The sequence below is a fragment of the Enterovibrio litoreus genome, from assembly GCF_045679545.1.
GTDB lineage: Bacteria > Pseudomonadota > Gammaproteobacteria > Enterobacterales > Vibrionaceae > Enterovibrio.
The window spans coordinates 1028477-1053314 of the sequence record NZ_CP166194.1; the positions used below are offsets into that span (position 1 = coordinate 1028477).

At 46.9% G+C, this 24838-nt stretch carries 17 protein-coding genes; 6 read left to right on the forward strand and 11 right to left on the reverse strand.

Annotated elements, in window-relative coordinates:
* Positions 1–46: 46 nt before the first annotated feature.
* A complete protein-coding gene (nhaB, locus tag AB8599_RS04540; RefSeq protein WP_407332598.1) occupies positions 47–1627 on the reverse strand; it encodes a Na(+)/H(+) antiporter NhaB in 1581 nt (526 codons plus the stop codon).
* 698 nt (positions 1628–2325) lie between these two features.
* On the opposite strand from nhaB, the gene fadR reads away from it, so the two are divergent.
* Positions 2326–3177, forward strand: coding sequence for a fatty acid metabolism transcriptional regulator FadR (gene fadR, locus AB8599_RS04545; protein ID WP_407332599.1), 852 nt, complete (start codon positions 2326–2328; stop codon positions 3175–3177).
* Between the two features lie 120 nt (positions 3178–3297).
* Here the strand turns inward: fadR and AB8599_RS04550 are convergent, their stop codons facing one another.
* From AB8599_RS04550 to gap, 5 genes are all read right to left on the reverse strand, one after another.
* Entirely contained in the window at positions 3298–4842 is a 1545-nt protein-coding gene (locus tag AB8599_RS04550; RefSeq protein WP_407332600.1) for a SpoVR family protein, read from the reverse strand.
* A gap of 46 nt (positions 4843–4888) precedes the next feature.
* On the reverse strand, positions 4889–6160 hold the full coding sequence (locus AB8599_RS04555) for a YeaH/YhbH family protein (protein ID WP_407332601.1): 1272 nt from the start codon (positions 6158–6160) through the stop codon (positions 4889–4891).
* A 37-nt stretch (positions 6161–6197) separates the two neighbouring features.
* The gene (locus tag AB8599_RS04560) at positions 6198–8132 is read right to left on the reverse strand and encodes a PrkA family serine protein kinase (RefSeq protein WP_407332602.1); all 1935 of its coding nucleotides are present in this window, start codon (positions 8130–8132) and stop codon (positions 6198–6200) included.
* Positions 8133–8528: 396 nt separating this feature from the next.
* Positions 8529–9392 carry a D-hexose-6-phosphate mutarotase gene (locus AB8599_RS04565; protein ID WP_407332603.1) on the reverse strand — a complete coding sequence of 288 codons (864 nt, stop codon included), beginning with the start codon at positions 9390–9392 and terminating at the stop codon, positions 8529–8531.
* A gap of 92 nt (positions 9393–9484) precedes the next feature.
* On the reverse strand, positions 9485–10480 hold the full coding sequence (gene gap / locus AB8599_RS04570; protein WP_407332604.1) for a type I glyceraldehyde-3-phosphate dehydrogenase: 996 nt from the start codon (positions 10478–10480) through the stop codon (positions 9485–9487).
* A gap of 600 nt (positions 10481–11080) precedes the next feature.
* Between gap and msrB the strand changes: the two genes are divergently transcribed.
* On the forward strand, positions 11081–11470 hold the full coding sequence (msrB, locus tag AB8599_RS04575; RefSeq protein ID WP_407332605.1) for a peptide-methionine (R)-S-oxide reductase MsrB: 390 nt from the start codon (positions 11081–11083) through the stop codon (positions 11468–11470).
* Between the two features lie 194 nt (positions 11471–11664).
* Here the strand turns inward: msrB and AB8599_RS04580 are convergent, their stop codons facing one another.
* Both AB8599_RS04580 and AB8599_RS04585 read right to left on the reverse strand, forming a co-directional pair.
* Positions 11665–12540, reverse strand: coding sequence for a DUF2989 domain-containing protein (locus AB8599_RS04580; protein ID WP_407332606.1), 876 nt, complete (start codon positions 12538–12540; stop codon positions 11665–11667).
* Between the two features lie 158 nt (positions 12541–12698).
* Positions 12699–14465 carry a calcium-binding protein gene (locus AB8599_RS04585; protein WP_407332607.1) on the reverse strand — a complete coding sequence of 589 codons (1767 nt, stop codon included), beginning with the start codon at positions 14463–14465 and terminating at the stop codon, positions 12699–12701.
* 418 nt (positions 14466–14883) lie between these two features.
* Here AB8599_RS04585 and AB8599_RS04590 point away from each other — a divergent pair, with 418 nt between their 5' ends.
* On the forward strand, positions 14884–15168 hold the full coding sequence (locus tag AB8599_RS04590; protein ID WP_407332608.1) for a YeaC family protein: 285 nt from the start codon (positions 14884–14886) through the stop codon (positions 15166–15168).
* 64 nt (positions 15169–15232) lie between these two features.
* On the opposite strand, the gene ansA is transcribed toward AB8599_RS04590, so the two are convergent.
* The gene (gene ansA, locus AB8599_RS04595; protein WP_407332609.1) at positions 15233–16243 is read right to left on the reverse strand and encodes an asparaginase; all 1011 of its coding nucleotides are present in this window, start codon (positions 16241–16243) and stop codon (positions 15233–15235) included.
* Positions 16244–16329: 86 nt separating this feature from the next.
* The gene (gene sppA, locus AB8599_RS04600; protein WP_407332611.1) at positions 16330–18186 is read right to left on the reverse strand and encodes a signal peptide peptidase SppA; all 1857 of its coding nucleotides are present in this window, start codon (positions 18184–18186) and stop codon (positions 16330–16332) included.
* A gap of 159 nt (positions 18187–18345) precedes the next feature.
* On the opposite strand from sppA, the gene AB8599_RS04605 reads away from it, so the two are divergent.
* The 3 genes from AB8599_RS04605 (at position 18346) to AB8599_RS04615 (ending at position 23055) form a co-directional block, all read left to right on the forward strand.
* Positions 18346–20355 (forward strand): FAD-dependent oxidoreductase, encoded by a 2010-nt coding sequence (locus AB8599_RS04605; protein WP_407332612.1) that lies wholly within the window; start codon positions 18346–18348, stop codon positions 20353–20355.
* A gap of 105 nt (positions 20356–20460) precedes the next feature.
* Positions 20461–21009 carry an NAD(P)H nitroreductase gene (locus AB8599_RS04610; protein ID WP_407332613.1) on the forward strand — a complete coding sequence of 183 codons (549 nt, stop codon included), beginning with the start codon at positions 20461–20463 and terminating at the stop codon, positions 21007–21009.
* A 111-nt stretch (positions 21010–21120) separates the two neighbouring features.
* The gene (locus AB8599_RS04615) at positions 21121–23055 is read left to right on the forward strand and encodes a DNA topoisomerase III (RefSeq protein ID WP_407332614.1); all 1935 of its coding nucleotides are present in this window, start codon (positions 21121–21123) and stop codon (positions 23053–23055) included.
* Here the strand turns inward: AB8599_RS04615 and AB8599_RS04620 are convergent.
* Positions 23037–24632: a GGDEF domain-containing protein gene (locus AB8599_RS04620; RefSeq protein ID WP_407332615.1), complete on the reverse strand. Its 1596-nt coding sequence runs from the start codon at positions 24630–24632 to the stop codon at positions 23037–23039. The two genes, AB8599_RS04615 and AB8599_RS04620, sit on opposite strands and share 19 nt — an antisense overlap.
* Between the last annotated feature and the right edge of the window lie 206 nt (positions 24633–24838).

A 24838-nucleotide genomic window follows, 5' to 3' on the forward strand; every position in this document is an offset into this window, starting at 1 on the left:
TGTGGGACTTCGATATTCAAAAGCTTATTGGAAAGAAAATCAATCTTTAATGGCCAGTACTGACAGCACCAACAGCATCAACTGCACCCACAGTGATCCAACCTACAGAGTGGAACCACTCAGTCATTGGAATCAGTAACAGTTCGATACCCGCAAGGCCAACCAATCCCATCACTATGGTGTACGGCAACGCCATGTACACCATCTTACCGTATGACAAACGAAGCAAAGGAGCCAGTGTTGATGTTAATAAGAACAAGAAAGCCGCTTGACCATTTGGTGTTGCTACTGAAGGTAGGTTAGTCCCTGTGTTGATAGCCACAGCCAACAGCTCAAACTGTTCGCGAGAAATCATGCCGTCCATTAGCGCAGCTTTCACTTCGTTTATGTAAACGGTTCCTACGAACACATTATCTGACACCATAGAAAGCAAACCGTTCGCAACATAGAACATGGTTAGCTGTGCGCCACCTTCCAATTGCAGTACAGCCGTGATAACTGGGGTAAATAGATGCTGGTCAACGATAACCGCAACCACGGCAAAGAAAACAGCAAGTAGTGCGGTAAACGGTAGTGCTTCTTCAAAGGCTTTACCGATGTGGTGCTCGTCAATGACGCCGGTCAAAGAGGTTGCCAAAATAATCACGGTCAATCCAATAAGGCCAACGGCTGCAAGGTGCATGGCAAGAGCAATCACCAAGAAGACAGCAATCAGTGCTTGGGCAACAAGCTTTGCAACGTCGATGTTGGTGCGTTTTGCGCGCTCGGCCGCATCGAACTCCATCAGAATGTTGCGCACGTTTTCTGGCAGCTTTGTGCCGTAGTCAAATAAGCGGAACTTCTCGACAAGAAAACATGTAGCAAGACCACACACAAGCACAGGCAGCGTGACGGGTAACATACGGATGATGAATTCACCAAACTGCCAGCCCGCTTTTTCAGCAATGATCAGGTTTTGCGGCTCGCCGACCATGGTCATTACCCCGCCGAGTGCAGTACCTACACCTGCGTGCATCAACAGGCTGCGAAGAAACGCGCGGTATCTTTCAAGGTCATCACGACTCAAATCATCGCGAAGGTGATCATCGGAAGTGTGGTCGTTATCGGGTGATCCACCCGAGGCGACGCGGTGATAGATAGAGTAAAAGCCAACCGCGACACTGATAATAACGGCGATAACCGTCAAGGCATCTAAGAACGCAGAAAGTAGTGCTGCAGCGGCGCAAAAAGCGAGAGAGAGCAAAGACTTCGACCGAATACCAAGCAATATTTTGGTAAACATAAACAGCAGTAGCTGTTTCATGAAATAGATGCCTGCAACCATGAAAATCAGCAGAAGCAGCACTTCAAAGTTGGCTACCAGTTCATGTTTCACCGTTTCGGCGCTCGTCATCCCAATGGCTACGGCTTCAATCGCCAGCAAGCCACCAGGTTGGAGTGGGTAGCATTTCAGTGCCATCGCCAACGTGAAAATAAATTCTACAACGAGCAGCCAACCAGCAATAAACGGGTCGATTGCGAAAACGATAGGGTTGATAATCAAAAACGCGATAATCGCCGCTTTGTACCAGTCGGGTGCTTTACCGAGAAAATTCTTGATAAAAGCTTTCCTGAGCGTAATGGCCATGTCTTTGTCTCTGTTCTTATAGAAAAAGCAAATATTCTTGGGGGCTTGAAATGAAGGTGTAAACAAGCTGTTGCTGTTTGTGATGGTTCAGGTGTTTTCGTCGTTTTAAGTGCACGACAGTTAGTAAGAAAACAGAAAGCCATTAACTTGGCTAAAAACACCATTGAAACTCATCGCATAGGCAAACTCGGAGCACACGATACAGCGACTTTCCAAACAGTCAACAATCCTTTGCATGTTAATTAAATTACTGGAGTATGTTACGAAAAAACGCGACGCGACCCCGGTTGACTTGAAATGTTTGGTAACATTTTGGCGCGCTTATTTTATGCGTGAGTCTGGTTGTATACAGTGATGCGGATCAAGATTAGTCAGTAGCTTGGCGATAAGCATGCATTTAATCAGGTGTTTAGCCGAAACAGAGACATATTTGTTTTGTTATGGATATCAATTTGTTCAGCAAATGAAAGAAAACGCGGTAATAGTCTTTGCACGCTGCTCGCTGCAAATGATTTGATATCAAGACGTTTAGACGCATGGAGTGAAAGACCTAAAGGAATTTGGGTATCTGTGATGTATAGCTGCAATTGACTGTCAAAAGCGCGTAAACGAGACCACTGATAGGTTTCTAGGTTGTGACCATCAGTGGTATGATGAGTTATTAATCAAGATAAGAAGCAACTTGGAAACAACAATAAATGGTTATTAAGGCGGACAGCCCGGCAACGTTTGCTGAGAAATATATTATCGAGAGCATTTGGAATAATCATTTTCCGCAAGGCTCAATCCTTCCTGCTGAGCGCGAGCTGTCAGAACTGATTGGTGTTACCCGGACCACGCTTCGCGAAGTGCTTCAACGTTTGGCTCGTGACGGTTGGTTGACCATTCAACATGGTAAACCGACGCGAGTGAATGACTACATGAACACATCTGGTTTAAGTATCTTAGATACCTTGGTGACACTTGAAGGCGAAGATGTACATGGCGTGCTAGAAAATCTTCTCGCAGCGCGAACGGATATTGGCGGCGTCTACATGCGCTACGCTGTCAAAGGTGATTCGCAAGCGTGTACAGCATTGGTCGAAAAAGTGATCAGCCGCTGCGAAGAGCTGTTGGCGAGCGAAAGCTTTGCTAGCTTCATTGAAACAGTGGAAGAAAAAGCCGCCATTCAACAAGATGTGAAAAAAATCTTCGATTCTTTCGGCAAAGTCGACACCGAGGTGTGTGAGGCGGTATGTCGTGGGCGCGCATTTAACTATTTTGACTACATGTTGTTCCAAGGCATGGCACAGCTTTCAGGCAACAAAGTGTATGTACTGACCATGAATGGCATGCGTAAGATTTACTCGCGTGTTGGTGGTTACTACTTCATGGACAAGCGTGCTTGTGAACTGGCGCTTAAGTTCTACCGTGATTTATTAAGCATCACCGTTGAAGGTCGTCATGGCGATGTGGCTGATCGCGTTAAGCAATATGGCCGCGAAAGTGGTGCGATGTGGTTTGTTAACCGCGATACCATTGCGAAACTGATGGAACAAGAAGAAGCGTAATGTGCTGAGTTCAGCGTCGAGCTTCGAGAATGCGAGATTCGAGCTGCAGAATCAAAAAAACCGCCAACCGGCGGTTTTTTGTTTTGTGAATGGCATTGAAGTAGTTAGCGTCTCTAGTCTCTAGCTACCCGGAATAAAGTCAGGGTCAAACTGTGGTCTTTTCGGACAGGTAGAGATGATTTTACTTTTTCCGTCCGGCAATTCTTCCTCTAGTACCACTTCAAAGCCCCACAGACGGTGCACATGCTTGAGTACCTCTTCATGTGAATCACCGAGAGGGATACGATTGTGAGGCACGTAGCGAAGCGTTAACGCGCGATTTCCACGCAAGTCTACATCCCACACCTGAATGTTTGGTTCATGGTTGCTCAGATTGTATTGCGCTGAAAGCTTTTCTCGGAGTTGACGGTAGCCTTCCTCGTTGTGAATGCCGGTCACCTCGATGAAATTCTGTCTGTCATCATCGTTGATGGCAAAAAACTTCATGTCGCGCATCACTTTTGGTGACAAGAACTGGCTGATGAAACTCTCGTCTTTAAAGTTATGCATGGCGAAATGCATGGTTTCTAGCCACTCTGAGCCTGCAATTTCGGGGAACCAGTGTTTATCTTCCTCGGTGGGCTCTTCGCAGATGCGGCGAATGTCTTTGAACATAGCAAACCCAAGCGCATAGGGGTTGATACCGCTATAGTATTTGCTGTTGTAGGGTGGCTGCGCCACCACGTTGGTGTGGCTGTGCAGAAACTCCATGATAAAGCGGTCTGAGACTAAGCCTTCATCGTAGAGATGATTCAAGATGGTATAGTGCCAATACGTCGCCCAACCTTCATTCATCACCTGCGTTTGCTTTTGTGGATAGAAATACTGGCTGACTTTACGCACGATACGCACAATTTCACGTTGCCAAGGCTCGAGCAGGGGGGAGTGCTTCTCGAAGAAATAAAGAATGTTTTCTTGTGGCTCAGACGGAAAGCGCTCAATGGATTTCTCATGGACCTTTGCACTAGTAGGAATGGTGCGCCAAAGCTCATTGACTTGAGTTTGCAAGTAATCTTCACGCGCTTTTTGGCGCGCTTTTTCTTCAGCCATCGAGATCTTTTGTGGGCGCTTATAGCGATCAACGCCGTAGTTCATTAACGCGTGGCAGGAGTCGAGCAGTTTCTCAACGTCATCGACACCGTACTTCTCTTCACAATCGCTGATGTATTTTTTAGCAAACAACAAGTAATCAATAATTGAACCTGCGTCGGTCCACGTCTGGAACAGGTAATTCCCTTTGAAGAAGGAGTTATGACCATAGCAGGCATGTGCCATGACCAAGGCTTGCATGGTGATGGTGTTTTCTTCCATCAAGTACGCAATACAAGGGTCGGAATTGATCACGATTTCGTAAGCCAGACCCATATGGCCATGCTTATAACCGCGCTCTGTTTCGATAAACTTTTTACCGAATGACCAATGACTGTAGTTAATTGGCATGCCCACGCTCGAGTAGGCATCCATCATTTGTTCCGCGGTGATAATTTCTATCTGGTTCGCGTAGGTGTCTAACTTGTAATGTTCAGCCACCCGTTTTATTTCGGTGTGGTATTGGTCCAGCAGATCAAATGTCCAGTCTGGACCATCGCTGAGCGTCTTCTTTTTGTTTTTAGCTGCGACTGCCATGGAAGTCCTCCTTGGATCTCAAACTGAAAGAGAAGAGAGGTAAGCGTTAGCTTACCTGTTTCTTAAATAGCTCCCGGAAGACGGGGAATATGTCGTCAGCGGTGCGAATGTTTTGCATAGCAAAGTTTTCGTATTTTTCATCCAGTGTTTCATACTCACGCCACAAGGTTTGGTGAGCACGACGCGTGATTTCGATGTAGGCATAATATCGCGTCACAGGAAGCAGTTGCGTTTGCAATAGTTCGCGACAACCCGGTGAGTCATCAGCCCAGTTATCGCCATCGGAGGCTTGTGCAGCATACACATTCCATTCGTTGGAGGGATAACGCTCTTTCACAATGTCGTTCATCAGGCGAAGGGCGCTTGAAACAATGGTGCCCCCTGTTTCTTGAGAGTAGAAAAACTCATGTTCATCCACTTCTTTGGCTTGTGTGTGGTGGCGAATAAACACCACTTCGACGTTTTTGTAAGTGCGTGTTAGGAAGAGATAAAGCAAGATGTAGAATCGTTTGGCGATATCTTTGGTTGCTTGATCCATTGAACCGGACACATCCATTAAACAGAACATAACGGCCTGACTGCTAGGCTGTGGTCGCTTCTCGTAGTTTTTAAATCTAAGGTCAAACGTATCAATGAACGGAACCGCCGCGATTTTCCCTTTGAGTGCGTCGATCTCTTCTTGAATGCGCTTCTCTTCCAATGGTTGAGCTGGCTCTGTGTGTTGCAGCGCTTCAAGTGCCGCTTCAAGTTCACGCAGCGCTCTGCGTTTGCCTGCGCTCATTGCTGTGCGCCTTGCAAGCGAGTTCTGCAACGAACGTACAATCGCAATGTTTGCCGGAACGCCACTGGATTTAAAGCCAGAACGGTGTGATTTGTATTCGACTAGTTGCGTCATCTGATTCTTTTTCAGATTCGGCAGTTCGAGATCTTCAAACAACAAATCAAGGTATTCATCTTTGGAAATTTGGAATACAAAATCGTCCTGACCTTCACCGTCAGCGCTTGCTTGTCCTTCCCCAGCGCCACCTCCTGCACCACCACCGGGTGGGCGTTCAATGCGGTCGCCAGGAATAAACTGGTCGTTGCCAGGGTGGACAGCATCACGCTGTCCTCCTTTGCCTTGTCGGAATGTTGGCTCTCGGATGTCACGAGAAGGGATAGTGATGCTTTCACCACTGTCCACATCAGTGATTGAGCGTTGATTAACGGCATCAGCAATCGACTCTTTAATTTGTCGCTTGTGACGCCTTAAAAAACGCTGGCGATTCACTGTACTCTTGTTCTTTCCGTTGAGCCTTCGATCTATGAAATGCCCCATAAGCCCCCCGTATTTCGTTACTTCATTAACAGCCTGATTACGAAGACTTACGCACGCGCAGGTACCATTCAGACAAGAGTCGTACTTGCTTACGGGTGTAACCTTTTTCCATCATCCGAGCCACAAAGTCGTCGTGTTTCTTCTGCTCTTCGTTTGAGGTTTTCGCGTTGAAGGAAATCACCGGCAATAGCTCTTCGGTGTTTGAGAACATTTTCTTCTCAATAACAGTGCGGAGCTTCTCGTAGCTGGTCCAGCCTGGGTTTTTGCCTTCGTTATTCGCACGAGCACGAAGCACGAAGTTAACGATTTCATTTCGGAAATCTTTTGGATTACTGATGCCCGCAGGTTTTTCAATTTTTTCTAATTCGCTGTTCAACGCAGAGCGATCAAACAGTTGGCCCGTATCTGGGTCGCGATATTCCTGATCTTGAATCCAGAAGTCAGCATAGGTGACGTAACGGTCAAAAATGTTCTGGCCGTATTCTGAATACGATTCGAGATAGGCGGTCTGGATCTCTTTGCCGATGAATTCGACATATTTAGGGATCAGGTACCCTTTCAGATGCTCGAGGTATTTCTCTGCAATGTCTTGTGGGAACTGCTCACGTTCAATTTGTTGCTCAAGAACATAGAACAAATGAACAGGGTTGGCAGCGACTTCTGAGTGGTCGAAGTTGAATACACGAGAGAGGATTTTAAACGCAAAACGCGTTGAAAGTCCGTTCATGCCTTCGTCGACGCCCGCGTAGTCTCGGTACTCTTGATAAGACTTGGCTTTGGGGTCCGTATCTTTCAAGGTTTCGCCGTCGTACACACGCATTTTCGAGAAAATGCTTGAGTTTTCAGGCTCTTTTAAGCGAGATAGAACACTGAATCTTGCCAGAATATCTAGCGTGCTCGGTGAGCAAGGTGCCGCAGATAATTCACTGTTTTGCAGTAGCTTGTCGTAGATTTTCATCTCTTCCGACACGCGTAAGCAGTATGGCACTTTCACAATGTATACACGGTCTAGGAAGGCTTCGTTGTTTTTGTTGTTACGGAATGTCTGCCACTCAGATTCGTTGGAGTGAGCGAGGATCATGCCGTCAAATGGCAATGCAGAGAGGCCTTCGGTCCCGTTGTAGTTACCTTCCTGCGTCGCAGTGAGGAGCGGGTGAAGCACTTTGATTGGTGCTTTGAACATTTCTACAAATTCCATCAGGCCTTGGTTGGCCTTACACAATGCGCCGGAATAGCTGTACGCATCGGGGTCATCTTGAGAGAAATGCTCGAGTTGGCGAATATCGACTTTGCCGACCAGCGACGATATATCTTGGTTGTTCTCATCGCCAGGCTCGGTTTTAGCAACGCCGACTTGATCAAGAATAGAAGGGCGTACTTTTACCACTCTAAACTTGCTAATGTCACCGCCGAATTCGTGCAGGCGTTTTGCCGCCCATGGTGACATGATGGAGCGTAAGCAACGTTGTGATATGCCATATTCACTTTCAAGCAAGGCACCATCTTCGACAACGTCGAACAAACAGAAAGGGTGGTCGTTAACCGGGCTGCGCTCGCCGTTAGCGGTTAAGATGTAAATAGGCACTTTCTGCATCAGGCTTTTTAGTTTTTCTGCCAGTGATGATTTACCACCACCAACAGGGCCAAGCAGATAAAGAATCTGTTTGCGTTCTTCTAGTCCTTGGGCTGCGTGTTTGAGATAGGAGACGATTTGTTCTATCGCTTCTTCCATCCCGTAGAAATCTTCAAAGGTCTTGTATCGCGAGATAACGCGGTTAGAGAAAAGCCGGCTCAAACGAGGATCGTGAGCGGTATCGATCATTTCTGGCTCACCAATAGCCATTAACAATCTTTCTGCTGCGTTCGAATAAACACTGCGATCTTCCCGGCAAAGGTCCAGAAACTCCTGAAGGCTCAGCTCTTCGTCTTTAGATTCTTCGTAGCGCTGACGATAGTGGTCGAAAATACTCATGGTCCTGCCCCCTAAATCTTGCAGTTAACAATAAGAAAGGATATCGGCGCAGTTGCTTTCATATCCTCACCCTATTAAGACTAGTAGCAACTGATCAATTTGCGTGGTTGAATTGCTTGTTTTTTCGATATTTTTCCCTTTTGTGATAAGGCCTTGTATTCAGACTGTAACTTTTTAGCGGCGCTGAACTTTTCAATACGAAGTGAATCACGCAACGGATTGATACACCGAGTGTAAATCCCTTAGCGGCGCTGAGATGCAGGGTTTAGCGCTTTCATAACGTTGAATCTGACAAGGAAGGTGATGGAATACCGAAGGGAAATTAACGCAATTGAAAGTAAAAAAGCCGAAACTGAGAAAGGTTCCGGCCTGACGCAAGGTTGCAATTATGACAAGTTACTGAGCTGAAACGACTGTCGATAGCGTATGTGATTCGCCAGCGTTTAGCACGACACTTCGGTCATACACGGCTGATTCGACACACACCATGGTTTGATAGCTATCATCTGCCATATCACCCATGCTGGCAGATAACGCCTTCCAAGGGTTCCAGACAACCACAGCATTGTGCCCTTGATTAGTCACCGCTAAGCGACGCTGAAAACTTGGGTCTTCCACCATCACTGTCTCGTTTGCGTGGGTATAAATACGATCAACTTCTTGATTAAATCTGGTATGGCCTGAACTTGGCTTACGGACTCCGCCCTCGATGTATTCATTGCCCAGTTCTGACACAGTGGTTTCGGTAATATCACCAATATTCAGATAGGTATGAAGCGCACCACCAATCTGTATTGGTGTGTCTCCGGTGTTGGTGCTGATCAGGCTAACTTTTAGCGTGTTAGTCACTTCAATCAGTAACTCTGCGTGGAAAGCATGGGGCCAAACAGCGCGCGTATCCGCTGTATCCGTCAACGTAAGACTGATGATCACACCGTCTTCATTTTCTCTGTGCTCATTCAATGTCCATTCACTGCTTCGTGCGAAACCGTGTGATGGTTCTGCAGCTTTGCCAAACCAAGGCCAACAAACAGGAATGCCGCCGCGAATGGCTTTTGAGCCACTCAGATCGGCTTTTTCGCTCATCCAAATGGTTTCTTTTTTTCCTGATGGCTGAAAGCTAAGTACATGTGCGCCGAAAAGAGAAATTGCGGCTGTTGCTTTTGGGTGGACAACACGAACCACTTTGATGCCGTCAAGTTCGCAAACGGTAACATAGTCAGAGAGTACAGCCGTAGTTGGGAACTGATTAACGTCCATGAAATGTGCCTTCTGATGTGAAATTTAGATACAAAAAAGGCGGCTAATAAGCCGCCTTTTGTCACTCATGCCTTAAAGGCAATCCGGAATGATTACTTAGAAATGTGAGCAATCAGATCCAGAACTTTGTTTGAGTAACCGATTTCGTTGTCGTACCAAGATACAACTTTAACGAATTTGTCAGTTAGAGCAACACCAGCTTTAGCATCGAAAACTGAAGTTTGAACTTCACCGATGAAGTCTTGTGAAACAACTTCGTCTTCAGTGTAGCCAAGAACGCCAGCCATTTCGCCTTCTGAAGCTGCTTTCATCGCTGCACAGATTGCTTCGTAAGTAGCAGAGTTCTTCAGGTTAACAGTCAAGTCAACAACAGAAACGTTTGCAGTTGGTACGCGGAAAGCCATACCAGTCAGTTTGCCGTTCAGTTCTGGAAGAACTACGCCTACTGCTTTAGCTGCACCAGTTGATGATGGGATGATGTTCTGAGAAGCACCACGACCGCCACGCCAGTCTTTCGCAGAAGGACCGTCAACAGTTTTCTGAGTTGCTGTTGTTGCGTGAACAGTAGTCATCAGGCCAGATTCAATACCGAAGTTATCGTTCAGTACTTTAGCGATTGGCGCTAGGCAGTTAGTCGTACAAGAAGCGTTAGAAACGATGTCTTGGCCCGCGTAAGTGTTTTGGTTAACACCCATTACGAACATTGGGGTCGCATCTTTAGAAGGACCAGTCAGAACAACTTTCTTCGCGCCTGCAGTGATGTGCTGACGAGCAGTTTCATCAGTCAGGAAGATACCTGTAGCTTCTGCTACAACATCAACGCCTACTGCGTCCCACTGAAGTTCGGTTGGGTTACGTTCTGCAGTTACGCGAACAGTTTTACCGTTAACAACCAGGTTACCGTCTACAACTTCTACAGTACCGTTGAAACGGCCGTGAGTTGAGTCGTACTTCAACATGTACGCCATGTATTCTACGTCGATCAGGTCATTGATCGCGACAACTTCGATGTCGTTACGCTCAACAGATGCACGGAAAACAAAACGGCCGATACGGCCAAAACCGTTAATACCTACTTTGATAGTCATTACGTTGCTCCACAACTTTGATATCTAGTGAAAAATGAAACTGGTAGTAAAATTACAGAATCGGTATCACCCATGCAAGCAAAAAACCCATCTAAATTGCTTAAAATCAAAAAATAGTACGGATTATTTTTACACCACCCAAACATTTTTTTGGTGTATTACAGCTAATGTTGAAATTAATGTGCCACTTACTGCTAACTATGTTTGGGTACATGGTTGTCTATCATTGCTTATGTTCAAAGAAAAAGTATGGAAAAAAAGAACGCTGCACTGCGTGCGAATTTTGAGAATTAAACAGAGTTTCAATCGTGGTTTCTTATGCCGTTGCTTATGTGGTTAAAAGTTAAGTAGAACTGATCAAAAAATGAAATTGAGTGCACAAAACATTCTGGGTTTCTTTTTGTAGCACGCCATTCCCATTAGGTTTGCAGCACTAGTATGTGGAAGTTGTGATGTAGTCAGCGATGCTTAGGGTTCAAACTGGTACTGAGCACAATTTAAAGGTAAGAAAAGAGCGAATGTTCAAGTAAGCATTAGGATGCATCTTCATCCTGATATTATTTGAGTAAGAAACAGCAAACTCCCAGACAAGAGGACGTAATGACAACGCATTCTGATGAGAAGTGGAAAGAGAATCTTTCTGATGATGCCTATAAGGTCTGCAGATTGGGCCACACTGAACCTCCGTTTAGTGGTGCTTTGCTTCATAACCATAAGAGTGGCTCGTATCACTGCGTGTGTTGTGACGCTTTGTTATTTGATTCCAACACCAAGTTTGATTCGGGCTGCGGTTGGCCGAGCTTTGATCAGGCGGTAGCAGGTGCTGTTCGATACATAGAAGACACAAGCCACGGTATGATCAGAACAGAAATTCGCTGTGTGAATTGTGATAGCCACCTTGGGCACGTGTTTGACGACGGTCCAACGGATACTGGTCAGCGTTACTGCGTGAATTCCGTGTCAATGGCATTTGAAGAATCAGGTCAGTAGCAGGAGTGATATTTGTGATGGAGCTTCCGCTGAATGGGTGACGGCTCTAAGCAAATATTGTTTCTAGGCAAAGACAGTCTTTAAACGAATAGAGTCTTCAAAAGAACAGTGCCTTTAAACGGCATTAGATCTCAATGAAAAAGCGTGCAGCCAGCACGCTTTTTGGTTTTTTCTGAGGTTTGAATGGTGGTGTTCTATTTTGTGCCTGTAAGAGGGGGCAGTCCATCAAGCTGCTTCAACATGCTGCCATCGAAATCACCGCTTTTGATCGAGGAGGCGATATCATCGGAAATGTCTGCGATGAGTGCGCGTCTTTCGTCGATCATGGGATAAAGCAATTTGATCTGCGCGTCTTTTGCTATTGAAAGACCCAACTCACTGCCTACCAATGCCCACATGTATGCCTCATCCAATTTTCCGAGCGAATGGTTGGCCGTAGCGAGGGATTTCACGACATCTGGAATTGTTTTTTCCATGGTCATTCCGCCTCGCCCATCATAAAAGGTGAGTGATTTCATCAGCAGGTTAATCGTGTGGGCTTTGTCTTTATCAACATAGTAGGACGCGAGGCCGAGCTGCATTTCTGGCGTATCGAGGTATTCGGTTTCCTCTAATTTGAGGAATTGCTCAAGCGCATCTTTGTCACCTTGCGTCCAGCGATAGTAGATGATGGAGGGCTGGTAAGAGCTTTTTAATGCTTGTTCTAACAGCTCAATCGAGTCGTAAGCATGGAAAAGCGCGTCAGTACGTTGGGTTTTTTTTGATTTCAACGTTGTGGTTTCGATTTGCGCGACTAGCTCCATACATTTTGCGTATTTTTTTGTCAGCAGTAACTCGTCAAATTTATTCAGATCGGAAGGTTTCTTCACAACATCAAAACGCATCCAAATGAGATCGGTGCGTTCATGGCGACATTGGCCATCTCCAGTATTTAGCTTGTTACAAATCTGAGGATAATTTTCGCAAAGCTGCACGGTGCTGCGGTTGCTTTCAAAGCATCCTGAAATCAGTAGTGTAGTCATTGCTACGATGGCAACTTTCAATGCCAATAGGGTCGGGCCTGTATTCATGACGGTGCGGCTCTTTAAATTCTGTCTCTCATTCGAATCGAGTGACTTATAACATAAACGTCTTCCTTCAGTTTATTATCATTTCCAGAGTTTTGCGTGAGTCCACAGAGATAAAAAAGACCAGCACGATGGCTGGCCTGAATAGTTAAGAGGAAATATTACACAATATCGGTACCTAGATAGGTGATCGAATCTGCATCTGTCCATATGGTTATCTGATCATTGGAATAGATGTCATTGAAAACGTAGGCTTGTAAATCAGCCACTTGCGCCGCAGAAAGACCCATTTTCGCAATCATTGTGGGGGTAATATCTGCGTTTGAGGTCGCTGCCGCATCATATTGCCAATCAGCACCCGTAAGGTTAAGGGTGTCATCACCATTGCCTAGCCATGCAACAAAACCTTGCCAGTCATCACCTGACGTAGTGTCTGATTGAGCATCGATTTCATGTGCACTGATCGTCACCGTTTGATTTGCACTATCGCCAATCACGGCTTCAATACCGGCGATCACATTGCCTTCTATGCTGGGATCGGCTTGATAGCTAGCCCCTGTAAAATCAGCATGTTGTGCACCCGTGATCACTAAGGTGTCAAATCCCGATGAAGCGTCATACATGTGCTTATTGATTTGATTGCCATTCGCCAATGTTTTGATTTGCCCCTGGAAATCATTTTCGTCGAAGATCAGTGTATCTGAACCAATACTGCCAATTAAGGTGTCTTGACCTGCTTGCCCGTCAAGATAGTTATCTGCGCTAAACCAACCGGCAAACAGGTAGTCGTTGCCCTCTCCGCCAAGTAACGTATTGGTCCCAAGATTGCCGTAGATTTCGTCATCGCCATCACCGCCGTCTAAGTAATCGTTACCCGCGCCGCCGCGAAGAATATCATTGCCGTGTTGGCCATAAAGAATATCGTTGCCCGCATTGCCTCGAAGGTCGTCGTGGCCGTCGTTGCCATATATCTCATCGTTACCCGCGCCGCCATAAACAAGATCATCACCGCTCTCCGCATCAATGTAGTCATTGCCTTGGTCACCACGAATATTGTCGTTGCCCGAGCCGCCCCAGACTTCGTCATCGCCTTCGCCAGCTTGGATAGTGTCGTTTCCATCCTGTCCTTCGACGTAATCGTCGCCGCTACCCGCTAATAAGGTGTCATCATCACGGCCACCCCACAATTCATCGTCGCCTGCGCCGCCTTCTAACTTATCTTTGCCGTTTTGTCCGTAGAGTTTGTCGTTGCCGATTCCACCGTGGAGGTGATCGTCACCATTATTTCCCCACGCTGAGTCATCGCCATCACCACAAGAAATGATGTCATGGCCATCACCGCCAACGATGCTGTCGTTTCCACCTTCACCGAAAAGTTGGTCATCGCCTTCGTAACCATACAAAGCGTCATCGCCATGCGTGGACGCATCACTGTTGATTTCTTTGACTTGAATAGTAACGTCGGCAGTGGAAATGTTTGTATCTACGGCATTAAGGTCGAGAGGCCGCCATTCAAAACCTGAAAGCTGGCTGGATGGAAAAGTGAAGAACACCAGCGTGACTCCACCAGCAGTATTGATGTCAATGGCTGATCCACGTTCAGCAAGATTTGCGTAATCAACAATGACGCTTTTACTGATCACGTTTCCACTGGCATCAAGAATGGCGTAGCCCAAGCTTTTTTCGTCAGTGAGGGCGAAATTGAACTGTGTGAGTGAGACAGAAACAAAGGTGTCACTTTGTAAGCTATAGCTGCCGTCGGCATTGGGCGTAAGATCTTGAATTTCAGACGCAGATGAGTCTCCGTAAGCCGTATCATTGCCAGCATAGCCACGAAGCGTATCTTCACCCAAAAGGCCGTAGAGGATGTCATCGTCAGTTGTGCCGACAAGGTTGTCAGACGTATTACCGCCAGTGATGGTGGCCATGTTATTACCTTAGTGTTGAGCTCTTGGGATAAAATAAGTGCGCTACAGCGGCACGAAAAAATGAGGGGTTAAGGTTAAGTTCGGATAAATGAATGTGGGATGAAAGAGTGGTGCCATTATTTGTATCGATTCAGTGCCACACTACGCATTTAACCCGCTCACTGTAGTGAAGGTGGCAAAAACGTTGGACTTGCTCAAGCAAGTGAATGCGCATTCATTATAAAATCAGTAGTATTAGGGGCATCAAATTGCATAACCCAGTACCAAAGTATGGTAAAGGAATGTATTAATACATGATAAAAGACTGGTCTTGTTGTTGACGTCATTTTTGCCGAATTGTTTTAAACGCCTTCGATATGGTATAGATATCGATACATCTTGCGCTAAAAATATAAACAGATAAACATAAGGGATACTCATGGATATTGAGCAGTTGTTGTCCAGCATTACACCTGAAGCTTATGAACGTTTGAGCTACGCCGTTGAAACAGGAAAATGGCCTGAAGGGACACCTTTATCGCAAGAGCAACGTGACCATGCGATGCAGGTTGTTATGCTTTACCAATCTCGTCATAACACCGAACCGCAGCATATGACGGTGGCGGCAGGCGGTGAGATCACGATGAAATCGAAATCTGCCATGAAGCGAGATTTTGCGAAGAATCAGGAAACGATTGTTCAGAAAAGTGTGAATGATGATTAGCAGTATTGTTTGAAATGAAAAACGGCACATGTGCCGTTTTTTTGGGTTAAATTTTTGTCTGGTATTACAAAGACAGTTCACCGCGCAAATCTTGCTGCAGCAAGTTGCGAATTTTTTCCATTGGAAGATCCTGACTTAACAAGAAGTGCAGCTTCGCCAGTGCAGCCTCTGGTGTCATATCATAGCCACTCAAAACCCCCGCCTCTGCAAGCGCACAACCCGTGGCATAACCGCCCATGTTCACTTTTCCGGCAAGACATTGGGTAAGATTAAGCACCACAACACCGCGTTCGGTTGCTTCGCTTAATAATCCAAGTAGTTCTTTGTTCTGCGGGGCATTGCCCACACCAAAGGTCAGCAAGATCATTGCATTCACTGGCTGTTTCAGCGCATTTCGGATCACATCTGGCGAAATACCTGGGTACATCATAATGATGGCAACAGGCTGTTCGGTAATGGTGTGAACCTTGAAAGCACCTTCTGGCTTTTTATCAATTTCTGCGCCGTGCAGTTGGATGTTGATCCCTGCATCTACCAGTGGTGGCAGGTTAGGAGAGGTAAACGCGTTGAAGCCATCTGCGTGAGATTTGGTGCTTCGATTACCACGTAGCAATTGGTTGTTGAAAAACAAGGTGACTTCGTTGATCGGGTAGTTGGCCGCGATGTGCAGCGCATTCAGCAGGTTTGCCTGTCCATCTGAGCGCAATTCTGCCAACGGGATTTGTGAGCCTGTCACAATGACGGGTTTATCAAGATTCTCCAGCATGAATGACAATGCTGAGGCCGTATAAGCCATGGTGTCAGTGCCGTGAAGGATCACGAAGCCATCATAGTTATCGTAATTATCACGAATGTCATCAGCAATGCGCTGCCATTCAGCGGGCGTCATATCGGCTGAATCAATGAGTGGGATATACTCATGAATGGTGAATTCTGGCATCTCTGGACGATGGAATTCCGGCATCTGCTTAAGTTGCTGCTGCATAAAACCAGAGACGGGAATGTAACCCTGTTCGGATTTCAGCATGCCGATTGTGCCGCCAGTATAGGCGATATATATATGTTTTCTTTCCATCTTCACAAATTCAATGTTGCCTAGGTCGTGGTCGCATTATACGTATCGAATGCATTAAAAAAACCCCGGCACTTGCCGGGGAGTTCTCAGTTCTCGTAATAACTGCAATTTGGACAAAGCGCATATTGTCCGTTTGGATCATTAAAGTTATTAAGGTTGTTTATTTCAGTCGCTGCTGTATTGGCAAAATGTTGCACTGCTGATGGAAGCCTAATATTTGCACCAATATCGAGCTTCACCATGGTTTGACTGATCATGTCATAGATGAACTGTTGAGCTGGCGTTAGCGGTTCTTCTAACCAATTCAATGAATAGTCATCGATTTGTGCCAATTCAGCAGCAACGGCGATAGCATCATCAAAGTCACCGAGTTGATCAACTAAACCGCGCTTCATGGCATCGTAACCTGTCCACACCCGGCCTTGTGCAATTTGGTCGACATCTTCGATGGACAGATTACGTTGGCTGGCAACCAGACCAATAAAGCGTTGATAGCCGTTTTCAATGCCAAGCTGCATGATGTTCGCAACGCCTTCAGGCAGCGCTCGTGTGACGCCGACCCCGGCAAACGGTGTGGTACCAATACCATCGTTGTACACGCCGTATTTGGCGAGTGCATCTTCAAAGGTGGTTAAGATGCCAAAGATGCCGATTGAACCTGTGATGGTGGTCGGCTGCGCCAGAATGCGATTGGCGCTGGTGGAAATCCAATAGCCACCGGACGCTGCCACACTGGACATAGAAACAACCACAGGTTTACCTGCTTCTTTCAACGCTTCCACTTCATTGCGGATAACTTCGGATGCAAATGCACTGCCTCCTGGACTATCTACGCGAAGCACCACAGCTTTTACCGCGGCATTGAGGCGAGCATCTCGAAGTAGGCTCGCGGTCGTGTCTCCACCCACTGTGCCTTCAGATTCAAAGCCATCAACAATCGCACCACTGGCGACGACGACTGCGATTTGATCCGCTTTTGGCAACGTGAACTTGAGCGGTGAATAATCATATACGCTGACATAGTTGAAGCTATCTTCACCGTCGCTACCAAATGCCTCAGCAAGCTTGGTGCGAATTTGCTGGCGTGTCAGCAGTTCATCAACCAAACCGAGTCGCTGTGACAATTGAGCGAAATCACCGTTTACCGCTTTTAATTCATCAAGCAGGGTTTGTGTGTCGGGCGATAGTTTTTCAACGCTCAATTCTCGATTTGACGCGACGTCTTCAACATAGGCACCCCAAAGCTGATTCAGCCAGACGGAACTCGCTTCGCGCGCTTCTTCAGACATTTCAGTGCGTGTATAAGGCTCAACAAACGATTTGTAAGTGCCTACACGAAATACATGCGTAGTGATGTCTAGCTTATCGAGTAAATCTTTGAAATACAGGTTGAATGAGCCATAGCCGCGCAGGAGCACAGCACCATCAGGCGCCATGTAAATCTTGTCTGCATAGCTGGCAAGATAGTATTGACTTTGGTTGTAGTGACCACCAATCGCCACAACAGGCTTGCCCGTTGCTTTGAATTCGTTAATCGCTTTTGCGATATAACGCAACTTGGTCAGACTGGTTTCAGACATGTCCGAGAGGCTCAGTACCATGCCATTGATGTTGTCATCTTTTGCGGCATCGCGAATTTGCTCAACAATATCGAAGAGGACATTTTCGAACTCAACTTGCTGACCAAAAAGGTTGCGAGTAGCAAAATCGTAAGGATCAATTCTGCGCTGCTTCTCGACGATAGGCCCCGATATATCAAGCAAAAGCGCTTGTACCGGTTGCTCTTTGGGTTGCTGCGAGGTGACGTGATCATCTGTCACTACGTAGTAAACCAGAACAATGGCGGCGATGAAAAACAGGTTTAATACCAACTGACGTGCGAAACCTAGAATCTTCCAACACCATTTCAAGAGAGTGCCGAAGAATTTAAAAAGCGTTTTCATTTGTTTACCCAGCTTCTTTCCATGTCTGTAATCGTAACTAATCCTGTTTAGATAACCTAGCTTTGATTTATGTTGTAAAAATGTAAACAAACGTTTGAAACTTCTGTTTGACGGGTTTATGGTTATCTAATCAGAATAACAATACGATGGAAGCGTAGAATGAACTTGCCGTACCCTCACTTACTCGCGCCACTGGATCTTGGTTTTACGCAGTTAAAGAACCGCGTACTGATGGGATCAATGCACACTGGTTTAGAAGAATCGAACGATGGTTTTAAAAAGCTAGCAGCCTTCTACGCTGAACGGGCAAAAGGGGGGGTTGGCTTGATTGTGACGGGCGGTTTTTCGCCCAATTTCCGAGGTCGATTGCATCCGCTCAGTGCACAGTTTAGCAGTGGGAGAGCAGCTCGCGCCCATCGAACCATTACTGATGCAGTGCATGAGAATGGCGGAAAAATAGCGCTGCAATTGCTTCATGCTGGTCGTTATGCCATGCATCCCTTTGCCTTGAGCGCTTCTGCAACCAAAGCCCCTATTTCTAAGTTTGCGCCGTCCGCGATGAGCGAACGACAGATCTTAAATACCATCAAGGATTTTGCGAAAAGTGCTGAACTGGCACGCGAAGCAGGCTATGACGGTATTGAGATCATGGGTTCGGAAGGCTATCTGATCAATCAATTTATTTGTGCACGTTCCAATACCCGTTATGACGGCTGGGGTGGCAGCTATCAAAACCGTGTGCGCTTTCCTATCGAAATTGTCAAAGCCGTGCGTGAACGAGTAGGGCGTGACTTCATTATTATTTTCCGTCTCTCCATGCTTGATCTGGTGGAGCAAGGCAGTACGCATGATGAAGTGGTTGAACTTGCCAAAGCGCTGGAGGCAGCAGGCGTCACGATTCTTAACACGGGTATTGGTTGGCACGAAGCGCGCATCCCTACTATTGCAACGCAAGTGCCGCGAGCAGCGTTTAGTTGGGTCACAGAGCGCTTAAAAGGGGAGGTGTCTATTCCTCTCGTATCGTGCAACCGCATTAATACCCCAGAGGTGGCCGAAAATATCTTATCAAGCGGTCAAGCTGATATGGTCTCAATGGCGCGTCCTTTCTTGGCAGATGCGGCATTTGTTAACAAGGCCGAGCAAGACAAAGCGGACGATATCAATACGTGTATTGCGTGTAATCAGGCATGTCTTGACCATGTCTTCAAAGGCAAGCGCGCCAGTTGTTTGGTGAACCCGCAAGCATGCTACGAAACGGAACTGGTGATTTCCCCTGCGGTCAACAAACGACGCGTTGCCGTGGTTGGCGGCGGCATGGCGGGTATGTCTTGCGCCGTGACAGCAGCTGAACGTGGATTCGACGTTGTCTTGTTTGAGAAGAGTGCCGTGTTGGGTGGTCAATTCAATTTGGCGATGCAAATTCCCGGCAAAGAAGAATTCAAAGAATCCATTCGCTATTTCACCCGCAAGGTTGAGCAATTCAATATTGACGTACGACTTAACCAAGCCGTTGATGCCGATATGCTGAATGATTTTGACGAGATCGTTATTGCAACGGGCGTGAAACCGCGAATGCCTGCCATTTTAGGCATTGATCATCCAAAAGCCATTGATTACCAAACGCTCATTCGTGACAAGCCTCAACTGGGCGATCGCATTGCCGTGATCGGCGCTGGCGGGATCGGGATTGACGTGGCAACCATGATCACCGAACCCAAAGATCATACTCTCGAAGATTGGCTGAAAGATTGGGGCATAGACCAAACCCTGTCTCATGAAGGCGGATTGCTGCCACAGCCTCACTATGTTGCTCAGCGCCAAGTCTGGTTGCTGCAACGTAAGCCGGGCAAAGTAGGTAAGGGGCCAGGTAAAACGACGGGCTGGATTCACCGTCGAACGCTTGAAAAGCGTGGCGTGGAGCTAATGGGTGGCGTCAGCTATGAAAAAATTGATGATGCAGGCCTGCACATTACATTAGAAGGTCAGCATCATATCTTGCCTGCGGATCAGGTGATCATTTGTGCAGGCCAAGAATCAGTCACTGATTTGGCAACGCAATTGGAAAAACAGGGTAAGAAAGCACACATCATTGGTGGTGCAGAAAGAGCGGGTGAACTGGATGCAAAACGTGCTATCCGTCAAGGTGTTGAACTTGGAATAGCCCTTTAATCGCATCGAATCTTAATCCACAAAACCCGGAGGGAGTTGTTCTTTCGGGTTTGTGTTATTTTTAGGGGCTACAAACATTATTTTTGATTAGTCACTGGAACCTTCATGGACGCATTACACTTACTCACTCAACGTCGATCCATTCCTCGTTTGTCCGCCCCCGCTCCGGAAGGGGATGCGCTTGAAAACATGCTGGCTGCCGGCCTTCGTGCCCCCGATCATGGCGCATTGACACCGTGGGAGTTTGTGGTTGCGACAGGCGAAGGTTTAGATAAGCTTTCTGCCATCCTTAAGCGTGCTGCTCAAGCTGACAATGAAGAAGATGCCGTGGTAGAAAAGGCCGCGAACTCGCCTTTTCGCGCACCCATGGTGATTATCGTGATCGCGCGTACTAAGCCGCATGATAAGGTCCCCTTGATTGAGCAGCATATTTCTGCAGGTTGCGCTGCGCAGGCCATGCAAATGGCTGCGGTCGCACAGGGCTATCAAGGCTTTTGGCGCACCGGAAAATGGGCTTATCATTCTGTCGTGCGTGAAGCCTTTAGTGTGACGGGGGATGACGAGATTGTCGGTTTCTTGTATGTGGGCACGCCAGATTGCACGCCTGCCAACGCACCTAAGCGCGATACGAGTAAATACGTCTCTTACCTCTGATTCATCGCGTTTTCCCAACAACAATTAACTGGATAAATATCCAGTTAATTGTTGTTAAGCCTCTTTGATTTCGCTAAATTGTCGGCAATAGATTGATTAATTTGGTTTCTCATGGCCCGACTCTTTATTGCCGAAAAGCCCAGCCTCGGTCGCGCAATTGTTGCAGCGCTGCCTAAGCCACACAAAAATCACGAAGGTTATGTTCAGGCCGCCAATGGCGACACTGTCACATGGTGTATTGGCCATTTGCTTGAACAAGCAGAGCCAGATGCCTATGACGAAAAATACAAAGTCTGGCGATTAGATGACCTACCGATACTCCCTGAACCTTGGATTCTAAAACCGCGCAAATCGGCGGCGAAGCAACTGTCTGTCGTCAAAAAGCTGCTCAAGCAATTTAACGATATTATTCACGCAGGTGACCCAGATAGAGAAGGGCAGTTGCTGGTGGATGAAGTGTTTAGCTTCGCTAAGTTGCCTGAAGCCAAAAAACAGCGGATCCAACGGCTACTGATCAACGACCTTAACGTCTCTGCCGTTAAAAAAGCGTTATCAGCCATGCGCAGTAACCTCGACTTTGTTCCGCTTTCTGTGTCAGCACTGGCTCGCTCTCGTGCGGATTGGTTGTATGGCATGAATATGTCTCGTGCATACACATTGCTGGGTAAGCAGGCCGGGTATCAGGGTGTGTTGTCTGTAGGGCGCGTGCAAACCCCAGTGCTTGGTTTGGTCGTGCGTCGTGACAGAGAAATCGCGGCATTTGTCCCGAAACCTTTTTATCAGCTTGATGCGGTCATCCCTTATCAGGGCAGTGACATTTTTGCGCGTTGGCAGCCGAGTGAGTCCTGTCAGCCGTGGCAAGATGAAGAAGGCCGTGTATTGTCGCGCAAATTAGTCGAAAACGTTGCGCAACGTATCGCCAATCAACCCGCAACAGTTGTCTCGTCTGAACGTAAAGGCACCAAACAGCCGCCACCATTGCCTTATAGCCTATCAGCGTTGCAAATTGATGCGGCCAAACGCTTCACCATGAGTGCGTCGGATGTGCTGGCTTGTTGTCAGTCTTTGTATGAAAAACATAAAGTGATCACCTACCCGCGCTCCGATAGCCGCTATTTACCCAAAGATCATTTGAAAGAGGCGGCTTCGGTGACCACTGCGATTGGCAATACTGTGTCTTCGCTAAGCGATGCAGTGAAAAACGCCAACTTATCACTGAAGTCCAAAGCGTGGAACGACAGCAAGGTTGAAGCGCACCATGCGATTATTCCAACAGGGAAAAGCAGCAATGCACTAAGTGGTAGAGAGCGTGATGTTTATGAGCTGATCGCGCGCCAATACTTAATGCAATTTTATCCTGCGGCGGAATATGTGGAAGCCAAACTCGATTTCGATATCGCTGGAGGGAATTTTGTTGCGAAAGGAAAGCAACTGACGTTACCTGGTTGGCGCGCGCTGTTAACGCGAGATAACGTCGCGCAAAAAGAAGACATAGAAAGCCAAGTACCTCCGCTTGAAAAAGGCACTGTGCTGATTTGCTCGCGTGGAGAAATAAAAGATTGCATGACAGAGCCGCCAAGGCATTTTACCGAAGCGACATTACTGCAAGCGATGACGGGTATTGCACGCTTTGTCAAAGAAGCTTCGTTGAAGAAAATACTTAGGGATACTGATGGGCTTGGTACGGAAGCAACCCGTGCTGGCATACTCGAACTGCTATTTAAACGCAGTCTGCTGTCTCGCGAGGGCAAGCAAATCAGAGCAACGGCATCGGCATGTGGTCTTATCGACGCCTTGCCTGAAAAAGCGGCTTACCCTGATATGACAGCACATTGGGAGCGTCAGCTTCAAGATATGGCAGAAAAGAAAGGGTCTTATCAGCCGTTTATGTCAGCGCTGGAGTCTGAATTGCTGGATTTAATGAATGTAGTAAGAAATGGCCCAACACCAGAAAGCCTTCGCTCGCTGCCGTCTCAGCCCAATCCATTCAAAAAGCGACGAGGAAACGGCGGCGCAAGTCGCAAACGTTATAAAACAAAAGCCTGATTTTTTCCGCAGCTTTTCGCCTCGTAAAGAGCAACGTCGGCGTCAATGAACAATTGCTGCTGACTGTTGTCCTTCTCTGGAATGCAGGTTTTCCCGCCGATGCTGACGGTTACATAGGTGGCAACGGGTGAATCATCGTGTGGGATCTGCAACGATCTGATGGCTTCTAAAGCGCGCTCTGCAATCGCTTTCGCATTTTCCCCGTCACTTCCAGGTAACAGAAAGACAAATTCTTCACCGCCAAAGCGCGCAAGGAGAGAGCCGGCTCGTTGCTCAACTTGACTCAACGTAGCCGCGACTTTTGCCAAACATTGGTCGCCTAATGAGTGACCATACAAATCGTTGTATTGTTTAAAGTGGTCAATATCGACTATCAAAATCGAAAGCGGCGTTTGATAACGCATTGCTCTTCGCCATTCTTCTTCGAGTTTTTCATCGAGCATGCGACGGTTAGGGATCTTGGTCAGACTATCTTCACGGGATATTTGGTTTAGGCGTTTGTTCACTTTTTCTAGCTGTGCAGTGCGATCGGCTACGCGTTGTTCAAGCGATAAGTTGAGTGCCTTTAAGTCATCTTGTGCATGACGCTGAATGAGGTGTTGTGACATGGTCACACCCAAGAGTTTTAATAACTCTCCGTGATAACTCTTAAGAGGCGTATGCGTTATCAAGTTATCGCAGGCTATCCAGCCGATTGGCTCGTCACCATCCCAAAGTGAAATGGTGGCGTTCCAGCCCCTGCCGACTTCAATGCTGTCGTGAAAAAGGGGAGCGCCTTCATTAATTGTGATGTGTTGCTTTTTATCGAGCGTTGTTTTGGCGTGATAGTGCTCGTGAATAGCGGTACTGTACCACTGCTCGTTCGTCACCGTGCCGTTAATGTCAGTACCGTAGGTGCCGCGCATTAACCCCGTGTGGCTGTTGAGTAGAAAGATAGCCATTCGGTCAAAATCGAGGGCATGAATACATTCGTAGACCGCAGTGTGGAGCATATTATCGAGAGAATGAGAGTGCCACAAACGAAGAGAAATCTTATGTAGGATGTGTAACTGTTCGAGCAACCCTTTTTGTGAACATACTTCGTTGATACGTTTCTGTTCTGTTTTCTGATGATTCGCCTTTTCTCGTAAGTAGGCATGGTGTTGAAGGTGGCTATCTAGTGCGCCTGAAATAAGAAGTGAAAGCATCTCAAGAGCATGGCGGTTAATCTCGAAGGAGCGAGGTGTTTTTATCAGCAAGTATCCATAGCTGTTTCCTCTGACTTTGAGAGGAAGCAATTGATTGAACACGTCATCATGACGGCAATCACTTTCGGATGTGAGAAGGTTCGTCAGCAATACATCATCGCTATCGCTGATAGGGAGAAGAGGAGAATAAAGCTGGAAGCTCCTTGGTCTGATATCTGCCAATTGTTGCCAACAAGAATGGTCTTCATCTTTAATGAGTAGCTGACATTGTGCATCGGTGAATTGCTTCGTGAATGCGTGACCAAGAGCCAGACAAAAATCGTTGAGATCTTTCTGTGGACAAATAGCTTCACCTACCTTGAGGCAAAATGCGTAATCCAGAGCATTCATGCCCTACGACTCCCTTAGTGACTGACGAAAAATGTGATTTTGCTTCTAATATTTTTCGGCCAGTATGACAGTAATTCGCACCATAAAGAGCTGAATCTCTGCCATCTTCGACTGACGTCACAGCTGGCAGTTTCATGTTGTGAGTTGGGTAAAACCTTTTTTGTTGAAAAGAGTAGCTGCTTGAATTCTATGTGGAAAATCTGACT

Excerpts from the sequence above, each read along its gene's own strand:
- gap (WP_407332604.1), bottom strand. The coding sequence starts at position 10,480 with ATGACTATCAAAGTAGGTATTAACGGTTTTGGCCGTATCGGCCGTTTT.
- AB8599_RS04610 (WP_407332613.1), top strand. The coding sequence starts at position 20,461 with ATGGACGCATTACACTTACTCACTCAACGTCGATCCATTCCTCGTTTG.
- AB8599_RS04585 (WP_407332607.1), bottom strand. The coding sequence starts at position 14,465 with ATGGCCACCATCACTGGCGGTAATACGTCTGACAACCTTGTCGGCACA.
- AB8599_RS04555 (WP_407332601.1), bottom strand. The coding sequence starts at position 6,160 with ATGGGGCATTTCATAGATCGAAGGCTCAACGGAAAGAACAAGAGTACA.
- AB8599_RS04590 (WP_407332608.1), top strand. The coding sequence starts at position 14,884 with ATGGATATTGAGCAGTTGTTGTCCAGCATTACACCTGAAGCTTATGAA.
- AB8599_RS04580 (WP_407332606.1), bottom strand. The coding sequence starts at position 12,540 with ATGAATACAGGCCCGACCCTATTGGCATTGAAAGTTGCCATCGTAGCA.
- AB8599_RS04615 (WP_407332614.1), top strand. The coding sequence starts at position 21,121 with ATGGCCCGACTCTTTATTGCCGAAAAGCCCAGCCTCGGTCGCGCAATT.
- AB8599_RS04565 (WP_407332603.1), bottom strand. The coding sequence starts at position 9,392 with ATGGACGTTAATCAGTTCCCAACTACGGCTGTACTCTCTGACTATGTT.
- AB8599_RS04550 (WP_407332600.1), bottom strand. The coding sequence starts at position 4,842 with ATGGCAGTCGCAGCTAAAAACAAAAAGAAGACGCTCAGCGATGGTCCA.
- AB8599_RS04560 (WP_407332602.1), bottom strand. The coding sequence starts at position 8,132 with ATGAGTATTTTCGACCACTATCGTCAGCGCTACGAAGAATCTAAAGAC.
- AB8599_RS04620 (WP_407332615.1), bottom strand. The coding sequence starts at position 24,632 with ATGAATGCTCTGGATTACGCATTTTGCCTCAAGGTAGGTGAAGCTATT.
- nhaB (WP_407332598.1), bottom strand. The coding sequence starts at position 1,627 with ATGGCCATTACGCTCAGGAAAGCTTTTATCAAGAATTTTCTCGGTAAA.
- AB8599_RS04605 (WP_407332612.1), top strand. The coding sequence starts at position 18,346 with ATGAACTTGCCGTACCCTCACTTACTCGCGCCACTGGATCTTGGTTTT.
- fadR (WP_407332599.1), top strand. The coding sequence starts at position 2,326 with ATGGTTATTAAGGCGGACAGCCCGGCAACGTTTGCTGAGAAATATATT.
- ansA (WP_407332609.1), bottom strand. The coding sequence starts at position 16,243 with ATGGAAAGAAAACATATATATATCGCCTATACTGGCGGCACAATCGGC.
- msrB (WP_407332605.1), top strand. The coding sequence starts at position 11,081 with ATGACAACGCATTCTGATGAGAAGTGGAAAGAGAATCTTTCTGATGAT.
- sppA (WP_407332611.1), bottom strand. The coding sequence starts at position 18,186 with ATGAAAACGCTTTTTAAATTCTTCGGCACTCTCTTGAAATGGTGTTGG.